Annotated in this window: 27 protein-coding genes and 4 tRNA genes; 23 read left to right on the forward strand and 8 right to left on the reverse strand. The window is 67.0% G+C overall.

Annotated features, from left to right (window positions below):
* Positions 1–192: 192 nt before the first annotated feature.
* From ACIA8G_RS25245 to htpX, 4 genes are read left to right on the forward strand one after another with little or no spacing between them, the layout of a single operon-like run.
* A complete protein-coding gene (locus ACIA8G_RS25245) occupies positions 193–585 on the forward strand; it encodes an NADH-quinone oxidoreductase subunit NuoB (protein WP_301325116.1) in 393 nt (130 codons plus the stop codon).
* Complete coding sequence (locus tag ACIA8G_RS25250; RefSeq protein WP_396421109.1) at positions 582–1,112, forward strand: NADH-quinone oxidoreductase subunit C; 531 nt, start codon at positions 582–584, stop codon at positions 1,110–1,112. Before ACIA8G_RS25245 ends, ACIA8G_RS25250 begins: the two co-directional genes overlap by 4 nt.
* Positions 1,109–1,561, forward strand: a complete 453-nt coding sequence (locus ACIA8G_RS25255) for a 4Fe-4S binding protein (RefSeq protein ID WP_396421110.1) — start codon at positions 1,109–1,111, stop codon at positions 1,559–1,561. The genes ACIA8G_RS25250 and ACIA8G_RS25255 overlap by 4 nt, the downstream gene beginning before the upstream one ends.
* Positions 1,562–1,580: 19 nt before the next feature.
* Positions 1,581–2,444 (forward strand): zinc metalloprotease HtpX, encoded by an 864-nt coding sequence (gene htpX / locus ACIA8G_RS25260; protein WP_396421111.1) that lies wholly within the window; start codon positions 1,581–1,583, stop codon positions 2,442–2,444.
* Here htpX and rfbA read toward each other — a convergent pair.
* Together rfbA and ACIA8G_RS25270 are read right to left on the reverse strand one after the other, a co-directional pair.
* A complete protein-coding gene (gene rfbA / locus ACIA8G_RS25265; protein ID WP_396421112.1) occupies positions 2,441–3,313 on the reverse strand; it encodes a glucose-1-phosphate thymidylyltransferase RfbA in 873 nt (290 codons plus the stop codon). The genes htpX and rfbA overlap by 4 nt on opposite strands.
* Positions 3,310–3,801, reverse strand: coding sequence for a YajQ family cyclic di-GMP-binding protein (locus ACIA8G_RS25270; RefSeq protein ID WP_396421113.1), 492 nt, complete (start codon positions 3,799–3,801; stop codon positions 3,310–3,312). Before ACIA8G_RS25270 ends, rfbA begins: the two co-directional genes overlap by 4 nt.
* A 119-nt stretch (positions 3,802–3,920) precedes the next feature.
* On the opposite strand from ACIA8G_RS25270, the gene ACIA8G_RS25275 reads away from it, so the two are divergent.
* Positions 3,921–4,001, forward strand: a tRNA-Tyr gene (locus tag ACIA8G_RS25275).
* Between the two features lie 242 nt (positions 4,002–4,243).
* Here the strand turns inward: ACIA8G_RS25275 and ACIA8G_RS25280 are convergent.
* Together ACIA8G_RS25280 and ACIA8G_RS25285 are read right to left on the reverse strand one after the other, a co-directional pair.
* Positions 4,244–4,765 carry a hypothetical protein gene (locus ACIA8G_RS25280; protein WP_396421114.1) on the reverse strand — a complete coding sequence of 174 codons (522 nt, stop codon included), beginning with the start codon at positions 4,763–4,765 and terminating at the stop codon, positions 4,244–4,246.
* A 143-nt stretch (positions 4,766–4,908) separates the two neighbouring features.
* Positions 4,909–6,402, reverse strand: a complete 1,494-nt coding sequence (locus ACIA8G_RS25285; protein ID WP_396421115.1) for a hypothetical protein — start codon at positions 6,400–6,402, stop codon at positions 4,909–4,911.
* 141 nt (positions 6,403–6,543) lie between these two features.
* On the opposite strand from ACIA8G_RS25285, the gene ACIA8G_RS25290 reads away from it, so the two are divergent.
* Together ACIA8G_RS25290 and ACIA8G_RS25295 are read left to right on the forward strand one after the other, a co-directional pair.
* A complete protein-coding gene (locus ACIA8G_RS25290; protein WP_396421116.1) occupies positions 6,544–7,221 on the forward strand; it encodes a protein phosphatase 2C domain-containing protein in 678 nt (225 codons plus the stop codon).
* Positions 7,218–8,045 carry a hypothetical protein gene (locus ACIA8G_RS25295; protein WP_396421117.1) on the forward strand — a complete coding sequence of 276 codons (828 nt, stop codon included), beginning with the start codon at positions 7,218–7,220 and terminating at the stop codon, positions 8,043–8,045. Before ACIA8G_RS25290 ends, ACIA8G_RS25295 begins: the two co-directional genes overlap by 4 nt.
* On the opposite strand, the gene ACIA8G_RS25300 is transcribed toward ACIA8G_RS25295, so the two are convergent.
* Positions 8,035–8,388, reverse strand: coding sequence for a winged helix-turn-helix transcriptional regulator (locus tag ACIA8G_RS25300; RefSeq protein WP_396421118.1), 354 nt, complete (start codon positions 8,386–8,388; stop codon positions 8,035–8,037). The two genes, ACIA8G_RS25295 and ACIA8G_RS25300, sit on opposite strands and share 11 nt — an antisense overlap.
* A gap of 46 nt (positions 8,389–8,434) precedes the next feature.
* On the opposite strand from ACIA8G_RS25300, the gene ACIA8G_RS25305 reads away from it, so the two are divergent.
* From ACIA8G_RS25305 to ACIA8G_RS25315, 3 genes are all read left to right on the forward strand, one after another.
* The gene (locus ACIA8G_RS25305) at positions 8,435–9,289 is read left to right on the forward strand and encodes an NAD(P)-dependent oxidoreductase (protein ID WP_396421119.1); all 855 of its coding nucleotides are present in this window, start codon (positions 8,435–8,437) and stop codon (positions 9,287–9,289) included.
* A complete protein-coding gene (locus ACIA8G_RS25310) occupies positions 9,286–10,020 on the forward strand; it encodes an SDR family NAD(P)-dependent oxidoreductase (RefSeq protein WP_396421120.1) in 735 nt (244 codons plus the stop codon). The genes ACIA8G_RS25305 and ACIA8G_RS25310 overlap by 4 nt, the downstream gene beginning before the upstream one ends.
* An 83-nt stretch (positions 10,021–10,103) precedes the next feature.
* Positions 10,104–10,529, forward strand: coding sequence for a carboxymuconolactone decarboxylase family protein (locus tag ACIA8G_RS25315; protein WP_396421121.1), 426 nt, complete (start codon positions 10,104–10,106; stop codon positions 10,527–10,529).
* 99 nt (positions 10,530–10,628) lie between these two features.
* Here the strand turns inward: ACIA8G_RS25315 and ACIA8G_RS25320 are convergent, their stop codons facing one another.
* Complete coding sequence (locus ACIA8G_RS25320) at positions 10,629–10,838, reverse strand: hypothetical protein (protein WP_396421122.1); 210 nt, start codon at positions 10,836–10,838, stop codon at positions 10,629–10,631.
* A 162-nt stretch (positions 10,839–11,000) separates the two neighbouring features.
* Positions 11,001–11,795 (reverse strand): GNAT family N-acetyltransferase, encoded by a 795-nt coding sequence (locus tag ACIA8G_RS25325; protein WP_396421123.1) that lies wholly within the window; start codon positions 11,793–11,795, stop codon positions 11,001–11,003.
* A gap of 30 nt (positions 11,796–11,825) precedes the next feature.
* Here ACIA8G_RS25325 and ACIA8G_RS25330 point away from each other — a divergent pair, with 30 nt between their 5' ends.
* The 12 genes from ACIA8G_RS25330 to rplA all read left to right on the forward strand — a co-directional run bounded on the left by ACIA8G_RS25330 (position 11,826) and on the right by rplA (position 19,780).
* A complete protein-coding gene (locus ACIA8G_RS25330; protein WP_396421124.1) occupies positions 11,826–12,578 on the forward strand; it encodes a PhzF family phenazine biosynthesis protein in 753 nt (250 codons plus the stop codon).
* A 158-nt stretch (positions 12,579–12,736) separates the two neighbouring features.
* Complete coding sequence (locus ACIA8G_RS25335; RefSeq protein ID WP_396421125.1) at positions 12,737–15,343, forward strand: putative bifunctional diguanylate cyclase/phosphodiesterase; 2,607 nt, start codon at positions 12,737–12,739, stop codon at positions 15,341–15,343.
* Positions 15,344–15,416: 73 nt separating this feature from the next.
* Positions 15,417–15,492, forward strand: a tRNA-Thr gene (locus ACIA8G_RS25340).
* 42 nt (positions 15,493–15,534) lie between these two features.
* Positions 15,535–15,607, forward strand: a tRNA-Met gene (locus tag ACIA8G_RS25345).
* 158 nt (positions 15,608–15,765) lie between these two features.
* A complete protein-coding gene (gene rpmG / locus ACIA8G_RS25350) occupies positions 15,766–15,930 on the forward strand; it encodes a 50S ribosomal protein L33 (protein WP_015105301.1) in 165 nt (54 codons plus the stop codon).
* Between the two features lie 71 nt (positions 15,931–16,001).
* Positions 16,002–16,451 carry a MaoC family dehydratase N-terminal domain-containing protein gene (locus tag ACIA8G_RS25355; RefSeq protein ID WP_396421126.1) on the forward strand — a complete coding sequence of 150 codons (450 nt, stop codon included), beginning with the start codon at positions 16,002–16,004 and terminating at the stop codon, positions 16,449–16,451.
* Between the two features lie 2 nt (positions 16,452–16,453).
* Positions 16,454–16,855 carry a MaoC/PaaZ C-terminal domain-containing protein gene (locus tag ACIA8G_RS25360; protein WP_396421279.1) on the forward strand — a complete coding sequence of 134 codons (402 nt, stop codon included), beginning with the start codon at positions 16,454–16,456 and terminating at the stop codon, positions 16,853–16,855.
* A 239-nt stretch (positions 16,856–17,094) separates the two neighbouring features.
* Positions 17,095–17,167: transfer RNA gene (locus tag ACIA8G_RS25365), tRNA-Trp, on the forward strand.
* Positions 17,168–17,199: 32 nt separating this feature from the next.
* On the forward strand, positions 17,200–17,613 hold the full coding sequence (gene secE, locus ACIA8G_RS25370) for a preprotein translocase subunit SecE (protein ID WP_396421127.1): 414 nt from the start codon (positions 17,200–17,202) through the stop codon (positions 17,611–17,613).
* A gap of 40 nt (positions 17,614–17,653) precedes the next feature.
* The gene (gene nusG, locus ACIA8G_RS25375; RefSeq protein WP_396421128.1) at positions 17,654–18,469 is read left to right on the forward strand and encodes a transcription termination/antitermination protein NusG; all 816 of its coding nucleotides are present in this window, start codon (positions 17,654–17,656) and stop codon (positions 18,467–18,469) included.
* Positions 18,470–18,552: 83 nt separating this feature from the next.
* A complete protein-coding gene (rplK, locus tag ACIA8G_RS25380) occupies positions 18,553–18,987 on the forward strand; it encodes a 50S ribosomal protein L11 (protein ID WP_030478269.1) in 435 nt (144 codons plus the stop codon).
* Positions 18,988–19,069: 82 nt separating this feature from the next.
* Entirely contained in the window at positions 19,070–19,780 is a 711-nt protein-coding gene (gene rplA, locus ACIA8G_RS25385) for a 50S ribosomal protein L1 (RefSeq protein ID WP_396421129.1), read from the forward strand.
* A gap of 63 nt (positions 19,781–19,843) precedes the next feature.
* Here the strand turns inward: rplA and ACIA8G_RS25390 are convergent, their stop codons facing one another.
* On the reverse strand, positions 19,844–20,521 hold the full coding sequence (locus tag ACIA8G_RS25390; protein ID WP_396421130.1) for a hypothetical protein: 678 nt from the start codon (positions 20,519–20,521) through the stop codon (positions 19,844–19,846).
* 241 nt (positions 20,522–20,762) lie between these two features.
* Here ACIA8G_RS25390 and rplJ point away from each other — a divergent pair, with 241 nt between their 5' ends.
* Positions 20,763–21,305 carry a 50S ribosomal protein L10 gene (gene rplJ / locus ACIA8G_RS25395; RefSeq protein WP_396421131.1) on the forward strand — a complete coding sequence of 181 codons (543 nt, stop codon included), beginning with the start codon at positions 20,763–20,765 and terminating at the stop codon, positions 21,303–21,305.
* Positions 21,306–21,322 lie beyond the last annotated feature (17 nt).

Raw genomic sequence — 21,322 nt, forward strand, 5'->3', positions numbered from 1 at the left:
TCTGCAGATCCTGTTTGCAAATCCCTGGACGTGAATCGGGCGGTGTAGAAAACTACCCCCGGCGACCACGCGTGGGAGCCGATTCCGGGGGGAATCATTGGGGGGTGGGGGTCCGCCAGGCGCAAGCCGGCGGGCCCCCAAGTATTACCCTCGCTCGTTGTGACGGCTTCCGCTCGCCCGGACTGTGTTGTCTTGAACTGGGGCACCACCTACCGGGTCACCGTGCTCGAACTCGGTCTCGCCTGCTGCGGAGTCGAAGTGATGGCAGCTCTCGACCGCCTTCCCGGCCTCGGGGTCACGCCGGTCGACGGCGCGGGCGAGGCGCACGTTCTCGTCGTTTCCGGCACCGTCACCGACGTCATGTTGCCCGCCGTGATCCGCAGTTTCGAGGCCATGCCCGAACCGCGTTATGTGATCTCCGTGGGAGCGTGCAGCAACACGGGCGGACCGTACTGGGACTCCTACAGCGTCACCAAGGGCATTGACCAGGCACTTCCGGTCCACGTGGCCGTTCCCGGCTGCCCGCCCCGCCCCGAGGCACTCCTCGAAGGCCTCAAAGCCCTCCACGGGCTGGTGAACGCATGACCACCACCCCGAAGACCGCGTTCGGCCAGACCATCCACCACGTCGAGCTCGCCGAATGGCTGGCGACAGCCACGCGGCACCACGACGAGGGCTACGCCATGTTCGACTGGCTCGGCGTCGAGGACGCGGGCCGGCCGGGCGCCTCCGGGCAGCGTCACGCAGTGTTCCTGCACGTCATCAACCCGCAGACGCGCGATTCCGTGATGCTCAGGACCGAGCTGACCGCCGAGGACGCCCTGCCGAGCATCGCCCACCTGTGGAAGGGCGCGGCCTGGCACGAGCGCGAGGCCGCCGAGATGTTCGGCATCACCGTCGACGGCGAACCGGAGCACCTGCTGCTGCCGGACACCTTCGAGGGCCACCCGCTGCGCAAGGACTTCGTGCTGGCCTCGCGGGTCGTGCGCCCGTGGCCAGGCCGGTTGGAGCCGGGCGAGGACAACACGAGTGCCCCGAGCCGCCGCCGCACCGCACCGCCAGGAGTGCCGGACCCGTCTTGGGGCCCGCGCCGTGATGAGGAGCAGTCATGACCAGCCTTCCGCCGCGCACGAGGGGCGTTATCGCGCTGTTGGAGGCCAACTGCACGGTCTGCATGATCTGCGCGCGAGAGTGCCCCGACTGGTGCATCCACATCACCTCGCACACGGAGGTCGAGCAGCAGCCGGGAAGTGCCCGCCCCCGCAGCCGCAACGTGCTCGACCGGTTCGCGATCGACTACGGCCAATGTCTGTACTGCGGCATCTGCGTCGAGGTCTGCCCGTTCGACGCCCTGCACTGGGCGCCGGAGTTCGGCTATCCGGGCACGGGGTCGATCGAGGGCGACGGTGCCGTCGCGGAGCTGGTCCACGAACGGGACGTGCTGGCCACGTGGGTCGAGAAGGTGCCACCGCCGCCCACGCTCGACCCGGCCGCGGAACCGGCGCCGGAAACGGCGACAGGAACTGGCAGGAGGCCTGGTTCGTTGAGAGGTAGGACGTAAAAGACCCGGAGGCAGAACCGTGCACAAGCACATCAACGGGTTGAAGACGGCCTTGCTGCTCGGCGGGATGAGCGGGCTGATCATCGTGATCAGCGGCCTGTTCGGCCGGACGGCACTGGTCATCGGCCTGGTGCTGGCCTTGGGCGTGAACGCCTACGCGTACTTCAACTCCGACAAGCTCGCGCTGCGGGCGATGCGGGCGCAGCCCGTGTCGCAGGTCGAGCAACCAGCGCTCTACGCGATCGTGCGTGAGCTGTCGCAGAAGGCGCGCCAGCCCATGCCGAGGCTGTACCTGAGCCCGACCATCGCACCGAACGCGTTCGCGACGGGCCGGAACCCGCGCAACGCGGCCGTCTGCTGCACCACGGGCATCCTGGACCTGCTGGACGAACGAGAGCTGCGCGCCGTGCTCGGCCACGAGCTCGCACACGTCTACAACCGCGACATCCTGATCAGCTGCGTGGCCGGCGCGCTGGCCGGCGTGATCACCATGCTCGCGAACCTGGCCCTGTTCGCCGGGATCTTCGGCGGCGGTGGCGACGAGGACGACGGCCCCGGCCTGGTCGGCCTGCTGCTGATCGCACTGCTCGGCCCGGTAGCCGCCACCGTGGTGCGCCTGGCCGTGAGCCGCTCCCGCGAGTTCCAGGCCGACGCGTCTGGCGCCGAGCTCACGGGCGACCCGCTGGCGCTGGCCTCGGCGTTGCGCAAGATCGAGCTGGGGACGCGGGCGGCGCCACTCGCACCGGAGCCGGCGGTGGTGTCGCAGAGCCACCTGATGATCGCGAACCCGTTCCGCACAGGGGACCAGTTCGCGAAGTGGTTCTCGACCCACCCGCCGATCGCCGACCGCATCCGCAGGCTCGAGGAGATGGCCAGGCGCTAGCGGCCTGTCTTCGCCACGGCCATGAGGTACTCGCCGTACCCGGACTTGCCGAGCTTCTCGCCGAGCGCGTAGCACTCGTCGGCGGAGATGAAGCCCATGCGCAGTGCGATCTCCTCAGGACACGCGATGCGCACGCCGGTCCGGTGCTCCAGCACCTGCACGAACTGCCCGGCCTCGAGCAGCGAGTCGTGCGTGCCGGTGTCGAGCCACGCGAACCCGCGGCTCAGGTCCACCAGCTGCGCACGACCCTCGCGCAGGTAGGCGAGGTTGACGTCGGTGATCTCCAGCTCGCCACGCGGCGACGGCTTGAGCTTCGCCGCGATGTCCACCACACCGTTGTCGTAGAAGTAGAGCCCGGTGATCGCCCGGTTCGACTTCGGGTGCTTCGGCTTCTCCTCGATGGACAGGAGCTTGCCGGTCAGGTCGACCTCGCCCACGCCGTACCGCTCGGGGTCCTTCACCTGGTACCCGAACAGCACGCATCCGTCCAAAGAGGACGCGTGGTGCTGCAGCGTGGTGGAGAAACCCTGGCCGTAGAAGATGTTGTCGCCCAGCACGAGCGCCACGGGGTCGGCACCGACGAAGTCCGCGCCGATGATGAACGCCTCGGCGAGCCCGTTCGGCGCGGCCTGCTCCGCGTACTCGAAGCTCATGCCCCACTGGGACCCGTCACCGAGCAACCGCCGGAACAGCGGTAAATCCGTCGGCGTGCTGATGATCAGCACTTCCCGGATGCCGGCCAGCATGAGCACCGACAGCGGGTAGTAGATCATCGGCTTGTCGTAGACCGGCAGCAGCTGCTTGGAGACGGCCTGCGTGATCGGGTGCAGGCGCGTCCCGCTGCCACCGGCGAGGACGATGCCCTTCACCGGTAGTTGGTGAACTGGAGGGCGATGCCGAAGTCGGAGCCCTTCAACAGGGCGATGACATCCTGCAGGTGGTCCTTCTTCTTTCCGGACACCCGCAGCTGGTCGCCCTGGATCTGCGCCTGGACGCCCTTGGGCGCCTCTTCGCGGATCTTCTTGGCGATCTCCTTGGCCTTCTCGGAAGTGATGCCCTGCACGAGGTTCCCCGTGACCTTGAACACCTTTCCGGACACCGCGGGCTCGCCGATCTCGAACGCCTTCATCGAGATGCTGCGCTTGACCAGCTTCTCCTGGAAGACGTCGATGGCCGCCTTGCAGCGCTCCTCGGTCTCGGAGGTGAAGGTGATCGCCTCTTCACCGGCCCAGGCCACGGTGGTGTTGGTCCCGCGGAAGTCGAAGCGAGTGCTCAGCTCCTTTGCCGCCTGGTTGAGCGCGTTGTCGACCTCCTGCCGGTCCACCTTGCTCACCACGTCGAACGACGGGTCCGCCACGACTTCACTCTCCAACGATCTCGGGGTCACAGCCAGCGTCGATGCTACTGGGGTACCCCGATTTGGGGGCTCCCGCTGGGGTTATGTATTGTTCTGCCCGCACCGTTACGGCGGTGTGGGGCGGGTTGCCCGAGCGGCCAATGGGAGCGGACTGTAAATCCGTCGCGAAAGCTACAGAGGTTCGAATCCTCTACCCGCCACAACAGCTCAAAGACCCCCGTGACCAGCATCAACAGGTCACGGGGGTCTTTGCGTGTTGTACGGCTCTATCGGCCTTTCACTGGTGTCTGTGCCGAATACGCGCCGAAGTCCTGTATCCGGCTCGCCAGCGCCTGGTACGTCCAAGCGGTCGTTGCGCTGGTGGGCAGCATCATCCTGACGACGCCACCGTGCCAACCCAGAAAGACCGCGACAACGAGCGATCATTGACCGCCTGCGACCACTAACCCCTTGGACTCACACGTGTCTGCAAGGTGGGGTCGGTGGCGTCCATCGGCTTCTCAGGCACAACCGAGATGGTTCCTTCGCCGTACCGCTCATCGAAAGCGCGCTGTTCCTCCGGGGCGCCTCGGGCGGTGAACACCTCGACCGCCGAGCCATCGGACCTGGGGCCTGCGCCGTTCACCTCGATGCCGTTCGCGCTCCACTGCTCACGCTCGCGCATGACCTCGTCGCGGATCTCGCGCATGCGGGCAAGAGAGATCTTCGAGTCGCTGAGCTCGACCCGCACGGCCTGGACCCGTGCACGGACGAACTCGTCGAGGGCGTTGTCCGGCTTTCGGTAAACGACCATGGTGCGGTCGGCGTTTTTCAGCACCACACCCGAATAGGTCTCCTTGAACCGGGCTTCGAGCTCGGGAACCAGCGCGTCGGCCGCAGCGGACAGTGCGGGGTCGTTGGTCGCACTGGTAGGTCCGTTGCCGACCGGGGCCCGCGTTCCGCAGCCGGCCATGGCGATGCTCAAACCGAGACACAGTGCGAGCGCAGCCCCCGTTCGCCGAATGGGCACCCGTTTCTCCTCTCAGCCATAGCAGCCCTGCCAAAGCAGGACGAAGCCGATGCGCTCGCAGGTTGCACCGGCTTCGTCCTGAGCTGCTCAAGGCGTGATCATCCAGTTCGGACGGTGATACCCAGCGCGCGCATCGTGAAGGTCACGTCTGAGAAGTAGATCCGGTGTGAACACCGTCTTCCCGCAAGCCCACCGGGCTGGCCCTCGCCTGGAACGCCCTCACATGGGTCCCACAGCTCGGGAACGTTGGTACCGGCCGTTTGGACGCCACGGATGACGACCCTGGCGTCGCCGTCGAGGCTGAACACGGGAGCGCCGCTGTCGCCGTTGCCTGCCGCTGCTCGCCGCGGGATCGTCTCCCGGCCGCCGCGCACCATGTCGATCTTCAGTCCGGACTGCGATCGGTACGACACACCGGTTTGCTCGACCAGGATCGGGCAGGCCGCGCCGGAGAGCGCGCCGGAAACGCAGACGTACTCGCCCGTGCGGGTTCCGCTGGCGCCCGACACCGTCTTTGTGAACTGCGGCCGCTCGTTCCAGATCGATCCGCCGTCGAAGATCAGCGGAGCCGACTCGGTCACGATCAGCTGCGTGTCGTGTGCAACGTCCACCGCGCCCGCGGTCGCACCGATGTAGGTCCCAGCGCCGGTGAAATGGTCGCCTGTACCGCAATGGGCCGCCGTCGCCATGAACGTCAAACCGCCTGCCTGCGCGGCGAAACCGCTCGTGCACGACCCTGCGAAGGTTCCGTTCACACGCCTCTCGATGTAGCCGCCGCCGTAGAACGGCCTGATGTCGTCCCAACGGCTGGTGTCCGCTGCCATCTCGTCCGGGACGACCTCGGTTTCGACGGCACTGGCGATGCCGGGGATCGCGTTCCTCGCGTCCGCTGTCGTGACGTTGGCGGACATGCCGGAAACCCCGAGCACGATCCCCGTTCCGTCGTACTTGAGGGCGGCCGAGACCAGGCTCGGGCCGTCCACGCGCGCCCCCGTCATGTTCACTTCGCCGAGGCGCTTCACCTCGGCACGGAGGTGGGCTCGCGTGTACGGGGCCGGGATGACCTCGACGGTCACGCCCTTGGCCTGCGCCTGCTCGATCGCCTGGAGCGCCGCCTTCGAGACGTCGCCCTTCCAATACACCTTCAACCTGTTCTGCTTGGCGTCCACGTAGAAGCCGCTCAGACCGGTGGCGTCGGTCTCCGGTCGGGCTTCTTCGATGCGATCCGCCACTTTCCCGATCTCGTGCTGCTTCTTCATCAGCTCGAGAGTCGCTTTGTCGGTGATGCCCGGCGACGCGGGTTTCTTGTCGTCCGCGGCTGCGACCGGGGTGAGCAGAGTGGCGAAGAGGAGTGATGCTGCGCCGATTTTTCGGGCACGCCTAGTGAGCTTGTGAGATTTCAAGATCCCCCCAGGGAACGTCGATCGAAATCGATGTTCTTGACGAATGCCGAGGGCACCTCCCCAGGACCTCAGCGATTTCATCCTGTTGTAGATGACCGAGTGGTAAACACAGCCGTTCGGGGCAAGCAGAGGGTGACGTGCATCACACTGAATCTGCTTGCTGCAGCCCCTGTGTGGTGCGGTCGCCACGCTTGCTGTGGCAATGGCGAAGGCTCGGTTACCCTGTGTCGAACGCGTGCCGATTTGGTGCGCTCAGGGGCAATCATTGCAGGTAGAGGGGCTTCAGGGCGGAGTTCTGCAGATCCGTCGCGAAAGCCGAGGGGGACCACTGTGCGCACGCAGATGGCAACAGAGGCGGGAAGAGCAACGGCGCCGAGCGAGGACCGCGCCCTGGTCGGGCCGAACCTGCTCGTCGTGCTCGACGGTGTGACGGCGAAACCGGAGACGGGTTGCGCGCACGACGTTGGCTGGTTCGCCGATCAACTGTCCGCGGAAATCATGCGATTCGCGCACCTGGGCCCCGCCGCGGGGCTGGCAGAAGCCATTCGGCACACGGCGGACCTGCATTCCGGCACCTGCGATCTCGACCACCCGGACTCGCCGAGCGCGGCGGTCGGGCTGGTCCAGATCAAGGACGACGTGCTGCGCTATCTGGTGCTGGGCGACGCCACGGTCGTGGTCGACACCAAGCGTGAACTGCACGTCGTGAGCGACACGACGACGAACCGCACGGCCGGTGCGAACCCGGCCGACGTCGAGCACGCGCTCACCGGGGAAATCCCCTTGCAGGACGTCAAGCGCGTCGCGATCCTTTCCGACGGCGCCGCGCGTGCTGTCGACCTGTTCAATCTCTTCGACTGGCCCAAGGCGCTCGAACTGATGGCGGCGAATGGGCCGGACGATCTCATTCGTAAAATGCGTCAGGTCGAGAAAGAAGACGCCAAGGCCGTCGACTGGCCGCGCAAGAAGATTTCCGACGACGCGACTGTGTTGTATTTCGACCGGTGACGGCTGACCTCTCCGCGCTGGACGCCGTGCTGCGGAACGCATCAAGTGTCCGAATCGCCGAGATCGAGTGGTACGGCGACATGATCGTCGCCCTGTCACGCCCGGACGAGCGAGATCGGCTGCGTGCGGCGATGGCGGTGGGGTCGTTGCCCGGCATGGTGTGCGCGTGCCGCGGCCAGGTCCGGTTCGAGTTCCTCGATGCTCAGGGAGAACGCCTCACCGTCGTCGTTCTCCACCACGGGATCACGCTCGACTGGCGTGGGTGGGAAGGTCACGCGACGCTCGCGGACGGCGCGGCGTTGCTGCGCTGGCTTGACGAGCACGGCATGTCCGCACCGTTGCGAGGCGCGGACGAACGGCCGGAGCGGCTCGATTGGATTGCGGCGATACCCGCCGCGCTGGAGCCGATGACCAAGCAGCTGCTCGGGCACTTCCGCAGAACCAGCGAGTCCGCCGTCGTGGTCGAGGCGCGGGAGCGGATGTACGGCGCCGACTTTGATCCGGCGAGCCGGGTGCTGCAGCTGTTGGCCTGGTGCGCTTCCGGTACCGGCAGGCAGTCGGATCACCCTCCGTACGAGGACATTCCTGGACTGGTCCTGCGAGAGGTGCCGATCGCGGAGATCGCTGCCGCGTTGGAAGACCCGCGGGCCGGGGGAGGTCACCACGCGGGTGCCGCCCGGCACCTGCTCGGCGTCAAGACCAGGGACAAGCAACGACTGGACGTCGCCCGCTTGCCCAGCCCCGTCCGGATCCGCCTGGGAGAAGCCGCGAGGGCCGCAGGCGTTGAGATACCGCAGTGGGCGGAACGCTTCCTCAGTGCCTAGGCGCCGGCTCGACCCCGCGCCGCCGCGCGATCGCCTGCATGTTCTCGTCACCCCAGTCGCCCAACGGCAACAACGCCTCGTTCAACCGCACACCCAACCCGGTGAGCGAGTACTCGACGCGGGGCGGCACCTCGTGGAACACCTCGCGGTGCACGAGCCCGTCGGCCTCCATCTCGCGCAGCACCTGGATGAGCATCTTCTCGCTGATGCCGGACACCTTGCGCCGGAGCTCGCCGGTGCGCAGTGGGCCGGCGTGCAACGCCCACAGGAGCAAGGCCTTCCATCGCCCGCCGATCACGTCGATGGCCGCGTCGAGTCCGCAGCGGTAGGTACGGGGCAGCATGCAGGATCCTTACCAAAAGGTGGGTACCTGACAAAATAGTAGGTACTTGTCGCTTCGACAGTGGCAATCCGAGTATTGCCCCATGACGGAGATCAAGAAAGTGAGCGTGCTCGGCCTCGGCCGGATGGGCAGCGCGCTCGCGGCCGCCCTGGCGAACGAGGGCCACGAGGTGACCGTGTGGAACCGGTCGCCGAAGGCGCTGCCGAACACCAGAAGTGTTGCCACGCCACAGGAAGCGTACAAAGAAGCCGACGTCGTCGTGACCTGTCTGTCCACTTACGACGTTCAGCAACCGTTGCTGAGCGAGAACATCAAGAAGCTCGTCAACCTGACGTCGGGCACGCCAGAACAGGCGCGAGCCACCGCGAAGTGGGCCCAGGACAACGGTGTCGAGTACGTCGACGGCGTGATCATGGCTGTGCCGCAGCAGATCGGCACGAAGCAGGCCCGGATCCTGTTCAGCGGCAGCCAGGACCACCAGGTCCTCCAAGCCTTCGGCGAGCCCGTGTACCTGGGTGAGGACGCCGGACTGGCCGCGCTGTACGACCTGGCCCTGCTCGGGATCATGTGGGCAACCTTTGGCGGCTACCTGCAGGCCCTCGCCCTCGTCGGTATGGCCCGGATCAGCCCGCAGCAGTTCACGCCGTTGGCCACTGACTGGCTCGCCACCGTGAACACCTTCCTGCCCGAGATGGGCGAAGAGACCCACCACAGGGACTACGAGACCGACGTGTCCGCGCTGGACATCAACGTCGCGGGCCTTCGCCTGCTCGCCGAGGCCGCCAAAGAGCAGGGCCTCGACACCACGGTTCCGCAGGCACTGCACGACCTGTTCCAACGCGCCCAGGAAAGAGGCCACGGCGCGCACAGCATCGCGAGCGTCATCGAGGTGATCCGGTGAAGTACCTGGGGAAGAAGGCCGTCGTCACGGGCGGCACGCACGGCATGGGCCGCGCGGTCGTGGACAGGCTGATCGACGGTGGGGCCGAGGTGCTGCTGACCGGCCGCACGACCGAGAAGGCCGAGGGCGTCAAGGCGCACGCCGTTGCCTCGGACGCGGCGGACCTCGGCGACATCATCAAGCTCGAGCGCGAGGTCCGGGCGCGGCTGGGGGAGATCGACCTGCTCTTCATCAACGTCGGCTACGCGACGCTGTACGAGTTCCCGGATGTCACGCAGGACGACTACGACCGGACGTTCGACGTGAACACCAAGGGCGCGTTCTTCACCGCCCAGCAGCTGGCGCCGCTGATCAAGGAAGGCGGCTCGATCGTGTTCACGACGTCGATCGCGCAGACCGGCGGGGCGAAGGGGATGAGCGTCTACTCGGGAGCCAAGGCCGCGGTGCGGTCGTTCGGCAGGTCGTTCGCCGCGGAGCTCGCGCCCAGGAACGTGCGGGTCAACGTCGTGAGCCCCGGCTTCATCGACACGCCCTCGATGGGCGTGACCGGTGTGCCGCAAGACGTTCTCGACGCGTTCAAGCAGGTGGGCGACGAGACGACGCCGCTCAAGCGGCACGGCAGGCCCGGTGAAGTGGCCGACGCCGTGCTCTTCCTGGCCTTCGACGCCACCTTCACGACCGGCGCCGACCTGCCCGTGGACGGCGGTCTCGGCCAGGGCCTGGCCTCGTAGAAAAAATCTTCGGAGAACCTGTCGCACCCGCGTCGCCTGCCGGGTCTAGAGAGCAGAAGACAACGGAGACAGGGAGAACGAAGATGAGGATCGCCAACCCGATGATGACCGTGCCCGGCGCGATGCAGGCGCTCCTGGGGTTGTCCGAGGCAGCGGAGAAGACCGGGCTGGACAAGAACTTCCTGGAGCTGATCTACCTGCGGGTCAGCCTGATCAACAGCTGCGGTGTCTGCATCGACTACCACTGCAAGCTGCTCCGCAAGGCCGGTGAGACGGACGAGCGGGTCTACTCCGTCGCCGGGTGGCGGGACGTGCCGTACTACACCGACGCGGAGAAGGCGGCGTTCGCGCTCGCCGAGGAGATGACGCACGTGCACGTCAGCGACGACGTGTGGAACGAGGCGGCGAAGCACTGGAGCGAGGCGCAGCTCGGCGGGCTGACCATCGCGATCTCGTCGATCAACGTGTGGAACCGGCTCAACGTCGCGACGCAGCAGAAGGTCGCCTGAACAAGGCTGAAGCCGGCGCGCAAGAGCTTCCTCTCTCTTGCGTGCCGGCCTCAACGCGCAGCATACCGCATATCGAACAGATGTTCGATCTTTCGGCGATCAACTCGCCGCGAGTGCTGCCCGGCCGTCGTCGGTCAGTTCCGCGCAGACGCGGCGGCCGAAGCTCGTTGGCTGCGCTGGGCGCAGCAGTCCTGCGTGCACGAGGTCGTGCGTCGCCGTCTGGTCGCAGCAGGGCAATCCGTCGACGTACAGGTCAGGTTCCACACCGCCTGTCACCTCGGCACGTCCTGCGGCGACAGCCCGCAGCATCGCCCTCGCTCTTCCGCTGAGTTCCATCTCGACCCCCCAGGTGTGGTCCGAATCCGCTACCCCTTTGTCGAAATAGAGGCCGAATTCGTTCCACAAGTACGGTGTCGTTCGGGTTCTTCACTTGTGCGAACGGCTAGATCATGTCTCATTAGGCCGTTCGGGTCATGAAGACACGCCGGATGACGTCCGCAAAGCCGGGCGGCGGGCCCACAGCGTCCAGCGCGGCCGGTACCCGTGCGAGTACCAGAACGGCGTCGAGCGCGGGTTCGGCAGGGCGTGGTGGAGCAGTGTTGCTGCCACGCCCGCACGGTCCAGCACGTCATGTGCGTGTGCCACGAGAGCGCTGCCCGCGCCGGTGCCGCGAGCGTCCGGCCGGACGCCGAGGTGTCCGAGATAGGCGAACGGCCGCGCGTCGGTGTACCGCTCCACCCACACCGCGTCCTCTGGCATGTCGACGTAGATCATCCCGATGGGCGTGCCGTCGCGGACGGCGAGCCACATGACCTCGTGATCGCGGTCGAGCACGCCTGCCAGCGAGGCTCGCAGGTGCACGGCGGTGTCCGGGCGTTCGGTGACCATGCCGAAGGCCGCGTCGTACCTGACGGTGTGCATGTTGATCTCGAGCACGGCGTCGAGGTCCGCGTGCGTGGCCGGCCGCACCTCGACGTCGGACGGCCGCCGCGGGGTGTCGCGGCCCGCTTTTCGTTCGGCCACGACCGTCAGCGGGGCGAAGCCGCGGTTGATCAACGTCAGCGTGTCGCCGGTCTCGTGGCTCGGCAGCGTCACGATCGCCGCGGTGTCCGGGTCGTCCAGGCCGGTGAGGCGTGGCTCCCATTCGTCGAGCAGCGCGGGCAGGTTCCAGCCGGGCTGCCAGAACAACCCGTGGGTGCGCAGCGCGCCCCAGGTCGGCAGCAGCGAGTTCGGATCGCTTTCACGGTACGAGAAAATCTCAGCCACGCCCCATCAGAGCATGGCAAGGTCGGGCCGGTGGAGATCTACGTCGTGGATTCGTTCACCAACAAGAGGTTCGCGGGCAACCCGGCCGCGGTCGTGCTTCTGACAGAACCTCGCGACGACGAGTGGATGCAGAACGTCGCCGCCGAGATGAAGCACGCCGAAACGGCCTTCGTCACCCCCGACAACCACCTGCGCTGGTTCACGCCCGTGGTCGAGGTCGACCTCTGCGGGCACGCCACGCTCGCCACCGCGCACGTCCTGGGCGGGGAGCAGAAGTTCACCACGCGTAGCGGCGTCCTCACATGCGTGAATGACGATGGGTGGATCCGGATGGACTTCCCGGCGGACCCACCAGAGTTGACTGACCCGCCAGTCGGACTAGTGGAGGCGCTGCCACATGCGACGATCAAGTCAGTCTCGCGCGGGCGCTTCGACTACCTGATCGAGCTGGGGAGCGCGGCGGAAGTCCGTTCCTTGCGACCTGATGTCCAAGGACTGACACAGATTTCCTCACGCGGAGTAATCGTGACGGCGCCCGGCGACGGCGAAGCGGACATCGTCAGCCGCTGTTTCTACCCGGCCGCCGGCATCCCGGAGGACCCCGTCACCGGTTCGGCCCACTGCACGCTGGCGTCCTATTGGGTGCCTCGGCTTCAGCGCGCTGACCTGCTGGCGGAGCAGGCCTCGCCGCGCGGCGGGGTGCTCAGGGCCGAGCTCGTCCAAGATCGCGTACTGCTCTCCGGGCAGGCCGTGACCGTGCTCCACGGACACCTGAGCGAGTAGCCACGTCTGGGTGAATCAAAGTCACTAGGGGTGCTCGACCTGCCATTTCGTCCCCCGAGCGGGGTACATTAGTGCCCCTGGAGGGGTCCTGATCGCCAAGTGCGGGACCCCTCAGTCACGCCTAGAGGTCCCCCACCCCAGGCCGACGAGGAGGCTGGATGTCCGACCGAGCGTCGGCCCCCGTGTCGGACTCGGCCGCCTGGTCGGCCAAGTCGACCAACCGTGCTTTCAGCGCGTTCGCCGTCACCCTTCTGGTGGCCGGCGTCCTCTGCGCGGGCATGGTGGCGGCCTGGCTACCGGACAAGCAGCAGACCTCCCTCTTCTGGATTGGTCCGCTGCTCGTGGTGGGCTTCCTGCTGGCCGAGCAGCTGGCGATCAACGTCGACGTCCGCAGCGGCGTCGCCTGGACGATCTCCTTCACGGAAATCCCGCTGGTGCTGGGACTTCTGGTCGCTCCGTTCGAGATCGTGCTCGCCGCACACGTGGTCGCGGGCGTCGGCACGTTGCTCGGCAGGCGGATCCTGGACAGGGCCGTCTACAACGCGGGCCTCATGTTCATGGAGATCTCCGTCGCGTTCGCCGCGGCTGAGGCCGTGAACAGGATGGTCGGCGCGGGCGGGCCGTTCTGGGCGGGCGCGTTCGTCGGCACCATCACCGTGCCGCTGCTCGCGAGCGTGCTGGGTCTCTGCGCGTTGCGCCTCATGGGCAAGTCGATGCGCGTCGGCAACAGCGTCCGTCTTGTGCTGCAGACGCTGGTCGTGGCTCTGCTGAACACCTCGGCCGGTCTCGTCGGCTTCCAGATCGTCTCCACCACCGAGTGGGGCGGCGTCCTGATCATCCTGGTGCTGGCGGGCATCGTCGCCACCTACCTCGCCTACTCCGGGCTGCTGCGCGAGCAGCGCGACCTGGAGGCGTTGAGCGAGGTCAGTCTTCGTGTCGCGAGGTCGGGACAGCACGGCACCGGCCCGCGCCAGCCCGACGACGACCTCACGACGGGCGTCGAAGAGGACGAGTGGCAGCTCATCGCGGAACGCATCCGCGAGCAGCTCAACGCGAACAGGGTCGTGCTGCGCCTGCGCACCGATCCACAAGAAGCCATGATCACCCTCGTCGCCGGCGAACCGCTGCCGGACGAGATGGCCGCGACGGACCCGCGCGCAGTGCGCGAGGACCCGGTCCTCCAGCTGCCCGGCACGCACGTCCGCTACTACCGCGTGGCCGATGCGACCGAGGACGTCACCGAGGCTCTGCTGCGCCGCGACGCGCAGGAGGCGCTGGTCGTCCCGTTGCGCGGCGCGACCCAGTTGCTCGGCGCGGTCGAGGCGCACGACCGGTTGTCCCGCTGGCGCGGATTCGGCAAGGCCGACATCCAGCTGCTGCGGACGCTGGCCTCGCACCTCGCGACCGCCGTCGACAACCGCCGCCTGCTCGCCCGGCTGCGGCACGACGCCTACCACGACCCGCTGACCGGCCTGCTGAACCGGCCGGGCTTCCGCGAGGCCTGCGCGGAGCCGTTGCGCGACTCCCAGAAGGGCGTGGTGCTGCGGATCGACCTCGACATCCTGTCGACCGTGTCCGACGCGCTGGGCCAGGCCTGGGGCAACCGCATGGTCGTCGCGGCCGGTCGCCGGCTGCGGGACGCACTGGGTGCCGACGTGCCGCTGGCGCGCTTGGAGGGCGGCGCCTTCGCCGCGTTCCTCGACGACTCCCGTTCCGTCTCCGCGCACGAGACCGCGGAACGGTTGCGGGCAGGGCTTTCCGTGCCGTACCCCGTCGACCGCCTCACCGTCGAAGCCTCCGCGGTCGTGGGTTACGCCTCCAAGGCGGACTCAGAGACGGAGGACCCGGACCCGGATGCGTTGCTGCAGCGGGCCGATGTCGCCGTGCGCGCCACGACTGAGGGCACGCCCGTGAAGGCCTACGCCCCGAGCATGGGCCATCTCTTCCTGCGCCGCTTCCAGCTCGTGACGCAGTTCCGCCAGGCCGTCGAGACCGGGCAGATCTCCGTGCACTACCAGCCCAAGGTGGCGCTGCCGTCACGTCAGGTCGTGGGCGCGGAAGCGTTGGTGCGCTGGACACATCCGGAGTTCGGCCGCGTCGACCCGGACGAGTTCGTGCCGGCCGTCGAGGCCACCGGTCTGGTGGACGTGCTGACCGACTTCGTGATGGACCGCGCGCTGGAACGCGTGCGCCGCTGGCTCGACCGCGGGCTGCGGATGTCCATCGCGGTCAACCTCTCCGTGCGCACGCTGGCCGACGAGGACTTCCCGAACCGCGTGGAGGACGCCCTCGCGCGTCACGACGTGCCGTCGGGGCTGCTGACCTTCGAGCTCACCGAGTCGGGCGTCATGGCCGATCCCGAGCGCGCTCTGCCGGTGCTGCGGCGCCTGCACGCGATCGGCGTCGTGCTGGCCGTCGACGACTTCGGCACCGGCTACTCGTCGCTCGCGTACCTGCGGCAGCTGCCGGTGGACGAGGTGAAGATCGACAAGTCGTTCGTGCTCGGGATGGGCACGGACCTCGGCGACATGGCCGTGGTGCGGTCGATCGTGGAGCTCGGTCACTCGCTCGGCCTGGTCGTGGTGGCCGAGGGCGTCGAGGACGACGCCGCGCGCGACCAGCTGGTCGGGATGGGCTGCGACGTCGCTCAGGGGTACCTGATCTCCAGGCCGCTCTCAGAGGACCGCTTCGAGGCCTGGCTGCGGGCGCGAACCGTGCAGGTCAGGGGAGCCCGCGATGAGACGGTCCTCACCCTCGTCCACTAGAGCCACCCCCGGATTTCGTTCTTGGTTGAGGCGTGTTGTAGAGTTCTCCTTGCTCGACAGGAACGAAGAGCAAGCCCCTTTAGCTCAGTCGGCAGAGCGTCTCCATGGTAAGGAGAAGGTCTACGGTTCGATTCCGTAAAGGGGCTCCACGACTCGGCCGCGATGTCAGCATCGCGGCTTGTGTTGTGTAAAGCGGTGTAGCTCAGTTGGTAGAGCAAGCGGCTCATAATCGCTGTGTCGCCGGTTCAAGTCCGGCCACCGCTACGCGAGTGGGTGGGGTCTGTCGGCGGAAAGCGTCGACCTGCCTCGCTCCGCAATCACATTCCCTGGGGGCTGCGCCCCCAGACCCCGCCGGGTGGTAAGCCCACGCCGGTCGCCTCATCAGAGGCCGGGGCCCGTGTGCTCTCAGGAAGGCAAGGACCGTGGCTGCAACCGACGTACGCCCGAAGATCACCCTCGCGTGCGAGGAGTGCAAGCACCGGAACTACATCACCAGGAAGAACCGGCGCAACGACCCGGACCGCCTGGAGATCAAGAAGTTCTGCCCGAACTGCAAGACGCACCGCGCGCACAAGGAAACCCGCTGAGCGCGTAGCTCTACTTCCGGCGAGGCCCGTCCCACACCTGGGACGGGCCTCGCCGCGTATAGGCTGCTCGGGTGCCTCTGGACCCCTCTTTCATCGGACGCAGCTATCCGCCGTCGCAGCCGTACGACGTGAGCCGCGAGAAGATCCGCGAGTTCGCCGACGCGATCGGCGCGACCAGCCCGGCCTACCGCGACGTCGAAGCCGCGAAGGCGTTGGGGCACAGGGATGTCATCGCTCCGCCGACGTTCGCGATCGTGGTGTCGATGAAGACCAACGAGACGGTCATGTTCGACCCGGTGCTGGAGCTCGACTACAGCCGTGTCGTGCACGGCGACCAGAACTTCACGCACCACCGCCCCATCACCGCCGGCGACCAGCTCGTCTGCGTGGCGCACATCGACGCCATCACGAACCGCATGGGCAACGACATGGTGACCGTGCGGACCGAGATCGCCACCGTCGAGGGTGAGCCGGTCACGACCGCCAAGTCGATGCTCGTCGTGAGGGGAGAGGACGCGTGAGCGTGGAGATCGGTACCGAGCTGCCGCCGTTGTCGGTGCGCCTCAAGCGCGCCGACCTGGTGCGGTACGCGGGCGCCTCCCTGGACTTCAACCCGATCCACTGGAACGAGAAGACCGCGAAGGACGTCGGCCTGCCGGACGTGATCGCGCACGGCATGCTGACCATGGCCGTGGCCTCGCGGATCGTCGCGGAGTGGATCGGCGACCCCGGTGCGATCGTCGAGTACGGATGCCGGTTCGGCCGGCCGGTCGTGGTGCCCAACGACGACGAGGGCGCGCTGGTCGAGGTGACCGCGAAGGTCACCAAGGACTTCGAAGACGGAACTGTGAAGGTCAACATCAACGCGGCTTTTGACGGCAAGTCGGTGTTGACAGGCGCTTTTGCCCGCGTGCGGGTTCGTTGATCATGTGATCAAGAACACCACCCGGTGACCGCGGCCGGTGGTGTTTGCAGTGCTCACGGGAGAATTGCGGCTGGGTCGCGATGCGGTTGACCGACCCTGATTCGTGTTCTCGGTGCCCGTGTGGGTAGGCTGTGCGACAGGCCGCTCGGTGAATGCTTGAGCGGTCTGGTTGGAGTGGACGGGCGAGGCTGACGTACACTCCTGACCTTGTGGCCAGGGGGTCTCTACGTGGACCCCAAAGGGGTGTAGCTCAACTGGCAGAGCAGCGGTCTCCAAAACCGCAGGTTGCAGGTTCAAGTCCTGTCGCCCCTGCTGTTGAAGCGTCATGGGTGGAGGAGGACGGCATGGCCGAGGGCCGCGAGCAGGACCAGCCGGAGGAGCGCGAAGGCGCTGTCCGGCCGTCCACTGCTGCGGCGCGACGTGAACGTCGTGCCTCCTCTCGCCCTGCCGCCCGCAAGGACGGCAGCAGCGCTGAGTCGAAGAAGAGCGTCGCCAAGTCCGACGAGTCGGACGAGGACGCGAAGAAGGGTCGCCCGACCAAGACCCGTGATGGACAGGAGAAGCGTCCCTCGCTGATCGGGCGGTTCTTCCGCTACATCCGCGAGGTCGTCGGCGAACTCCGCAAGGTGATCTGGCCGACGCGCAAGCAGCTCGTCACCTACACCGGCGTCGTGCTGGTGTTCGTGGTGTTCATGGTTGCGCTGGTGTGGGCTCTCGACCTCGGCTTCGGCGCGGCTGTTTTCGAGTTGTTCGGCTGAGCCGGACAGCTGCCGCTGCAATCAGGAAGCGAGATCCACAGTGACCTCCGATAACGGCGTCGACGCCCAGGAGCAGACCGACCTCACCGACGACGAGGTGTCCGAGGACACCGCGGTCGACGAGACGGTCGAGTCGGAGACTGTGGAGTCGGAGGACGTGGACACCGCGGACGACGCTGAGGCGGCCGGCGCGGACGAGGCCGAGGTCGACGTTCTCGCGATCGACGAGACGCCGATCGACGAAGAGAGCGCGGACCCCGCCGAAGAGCTGCGTCAGGCCCTGCGCCACGCGCCCGGCGACTGGTACGTCGTGCACTCGTACGCCGGTTACGAGAACAAGGTCAAGGCGAACCTCGAGACTCGTATCCACACGCTCGACATGGAGGACTACATCTTCCAGGTCGAGGTGCCGACCGAAGAGGTCACCGAGATCAAGAACGGCCAGCGCAAGCTGGTGCAGCGCAAGGTGCTGCCCGGCTACATCCTGGTCCGCATGGAGCTCACCGACGCGTCCTGGAGCGCCGTCCGCAACACGCCGGGCGTGACCGGGTTCGTCGGAGCCACCTCGAAGCCTTCGCCCCTCACGATCGACGAGGTGCTGAAGTTCCTGCTCCCGCAGCAGGAGCAGAAGCCCGCCGAGGGCAAGAAGACCGCCTCCACCACCGTGTCGAAGCCGACCATCGAGGTCGACTTCGAGGTCGGCGAGTCGGTCACCGTCATGGACGGACCGTTCGCCACGCTGCCCGCGACGATCAGCGAGGTCAACGCGGACGGCCAGAAGCTGAAGGTCCTGGTGTCGATCTTCGGCCGGGAGACGCCGGTCGAGCTGTCGTTCAGCCAGGTCTCCAAGATCTGAGCGATCTCCTCACGGAGGTCGGTCGGCCACGCTGCGGCTGGCAGGGTCGCGCGCGGACACTGCAATAACAGGAAGTACGGAAAATGCCACCCAAGAAGAAGAAGCTGTCAGCGATCATCAAGCTGCAGATCAAGGCTGGTGCCGCCAACCCGGCGCCTCCCGTTGGTCCCGCGCTGGGTCAGCACGGCGTCAACATCATGGAGTTCTGCAAGGCCTACAACGCCGCGACCGAGTCGCAGCGCGGTCAGGTCGTGCCGGTTGAGATCTCCGTGTACGAAGACCGCTCGTTCGACTTCAAGCTGAAGACCCCGCCCGCCGCGAGGCTCATCCTCGCCGCTGCCGGTGTCGACAAGGGATCGGGCGAGCCCCACCGCGTCAAGGTCGCCAAGGTGACCATGGAGCAGGTGCGCAGCATCGCGCAGGTCAAGATGGTCGACCTGAACGCGAACGACATCGACCAGGCCGCGAAGATCATCGCCGGCACCGCCCGTTCCATGGGTATCACGGTCGAAGGCTGATCGCACCACCCTTAGAAAGCGTGGGAGAGCCGAGCGCGGCTCACGAACCACGAACTGATCTCGAAATTTAAGGACAGTTGGAATGAAGCGCAGCAAGGCCTACAAGGCCGCAGCAGAGCTGGTGGACCGGGAGCGGCTGTACTCGCCGCTGGAGGCCGCCAAGCTCGCCAAGGAAACGTCCAAGGTGAAGCTGGACGCCACCGTCGAGGTTGCAATCTGCCTCGGCGTCGACCCTCGCAAGGCCGACCAGATGGTCCGCGGCACCGTGAACCTGCCGCACGGTACGGGCAAGACCGCCCGCGTGATCGTCTTCGCAACCGGTGACAAGGCCGCTGAGGCCGAGGCCGCCGGTGCGGACGCTGTCGGCTCCGAGGACCTCATCGAGCGCATCCAGGGTGGCTGGCTCGACTTCGACGCCGCGATCGCGACCCCCGACCAGATGGCGAAGGTCGGCCGCATCGCCCGCATCCTCGGCCCGCGTGGCCTGATGCCGAACCCGAAGACCGGCACCGTGACCCCCGAGGTCGCGAAGGCCGTCAACGAGATCAAGGGCGGAAAGATCAACTTCCGCGTTGACAAGCAGGCCAACCTGCACTTCGTCATCGGCAAGGTGTCGTTCGACTCCGAGAAGCTGGTCGAGAACTACGCCGCTGCTCTGGACGAGGTGCTCCGCGCCAAGCCGTCCGCGGCCAAGGGCCGGTACGTCAAGAAGGTCACCGTCTCCACGACGATGGGCCCTGGCATCCCGGTCGACCCGAACCGCACCCGCAACCTGCTGGTGGACGAGGCCTGAGCCTCACGGTTCTAGTACGTCTGTGAAAGGCCCCCGGTTTCGCCGGGGGCCTTTCGCGTTGTGTCAGCCACAGGTGCTGGGCGACCAGTCGGTGATCACCCAGCCGGCGTTGACCTTCTCCACGACGAACGTGCCGAGCCGCGGGCCGCCTTCGACGGTCAGCAAGCAGGAGTCGATGGTGACCGTGGTGCTCGTCGGGGTCTTGAGCATGTCCGGCGGGAACATGATCTGCTGGTACCTGTCGACGCTGGTCACCTTGGTCTTCAGGTCCTTGACCGCGGCACCGCAATCGCTTGCGCCGTAGGCGTTGGCGAACTTCTGACGGGTGTCGTCGCGCAAGAACAAAGTGCATGCGCGGGTCGTGTCCGCGAACGAGACGTGCTTGTAGAACATGCCGACGGTCCCCTGCAGGCCGGCCGGCGCGGAGAGGCCCTGGGCGGGACCCGTCACGCCGCCGCTGTCCGAGGCGACGTCACCGGGGTCGTCAACGCCGAAGAAGTGGTTGTAGGCCCAGAGCACGGAGACCACGACAACGACGAGGAAGAGCGCGCGCCAGAAGATGCGGCTGCCGAGCACGACGAACCACCAGCGCTTGCCCTTCGGTGGCTGGGGCGCCTGGCCCGTCGCCTCCTGGTAGCGCTGGAACTCCTGGAAGCGCTGGAACTCCTGGAACTGCCGAAGCTGCTCGGCGTCCACGTCGGGCTGGCGGGGCGCGAGTTCCTTGCCGGGCTCGTCTGTCACAGGTCACATCATGCCGATTTGGATCGGCGGACACGACTCGCGTAGTCTCAGTGACGGTTCTACCGAAGACCGCAGGTTTTCTCCGCGAGGAGAACGAAGGCCCCGTTGCAACACGGGCGGCCCGCGCAGGGAGGACGAGGTCAGTCTTACGACGCCCCGTGCTGCTGCGCGCGAGGGCGTTTTTGTTGTTTTGGGACCTTCTCTGATCGGCGGTCTAACCCAGCCCAGAGAGGAGGCGATCATGGCGAAGCCCAGCAAGGTTACGGCGGTCGCTGAGCTCGCGGACCAGTTCCGCAGCAGCTCGGCAGCTGTTGTCACCGAGTACCGTGGCCTCTCCATGGCGCAGCTCACCACGCTGCGTCGCGCTCTCGGCGCGGGCACCAAGTACACCGTTGCGAAGAACACGCTGGTCAAGCGTGCGGCTGAGGACGCCGGCATCGAGGGCCTCGAGGCCCTGCTGTCGGGTCCGACCGCCATCGCGTTCGTCGAGGGCGAGCCCGTCGACGCCGCGAAGGCGATCCGCGACTTCGCGAAGGACAACAAGGCCCTGGTCATCAAGGGCGGCTACATGGATGGCCGCCCGCTCTCGGTTGAAGAGGTTGCCGCGATCGCGGACCTCGAAAGCCGTGAGGTGCTGCTTGCGAAGCTCGCAGGCGCGATGAAGGGCAACCTGGCCAAGGCCGCGGGTCTGTTCAACGCCCCGGCTTCCCAGGTCGCTCGCCTGGCTGCTGCCCTGCAGGAGAAGAAGGCCGCTGCCGCGGCCGACGCTCCCGCCGAAAGCTGATCACCCAAAGACACGCC

This window comes from Lentzea sp. NPDC051213, from assembly GCF_044455585.1.
Classification (GTDB): Bacteria; Actinomycetota; Actinomycetes; order Mycobacteriales; family Pseudonocardiaceae; genus Lentzea.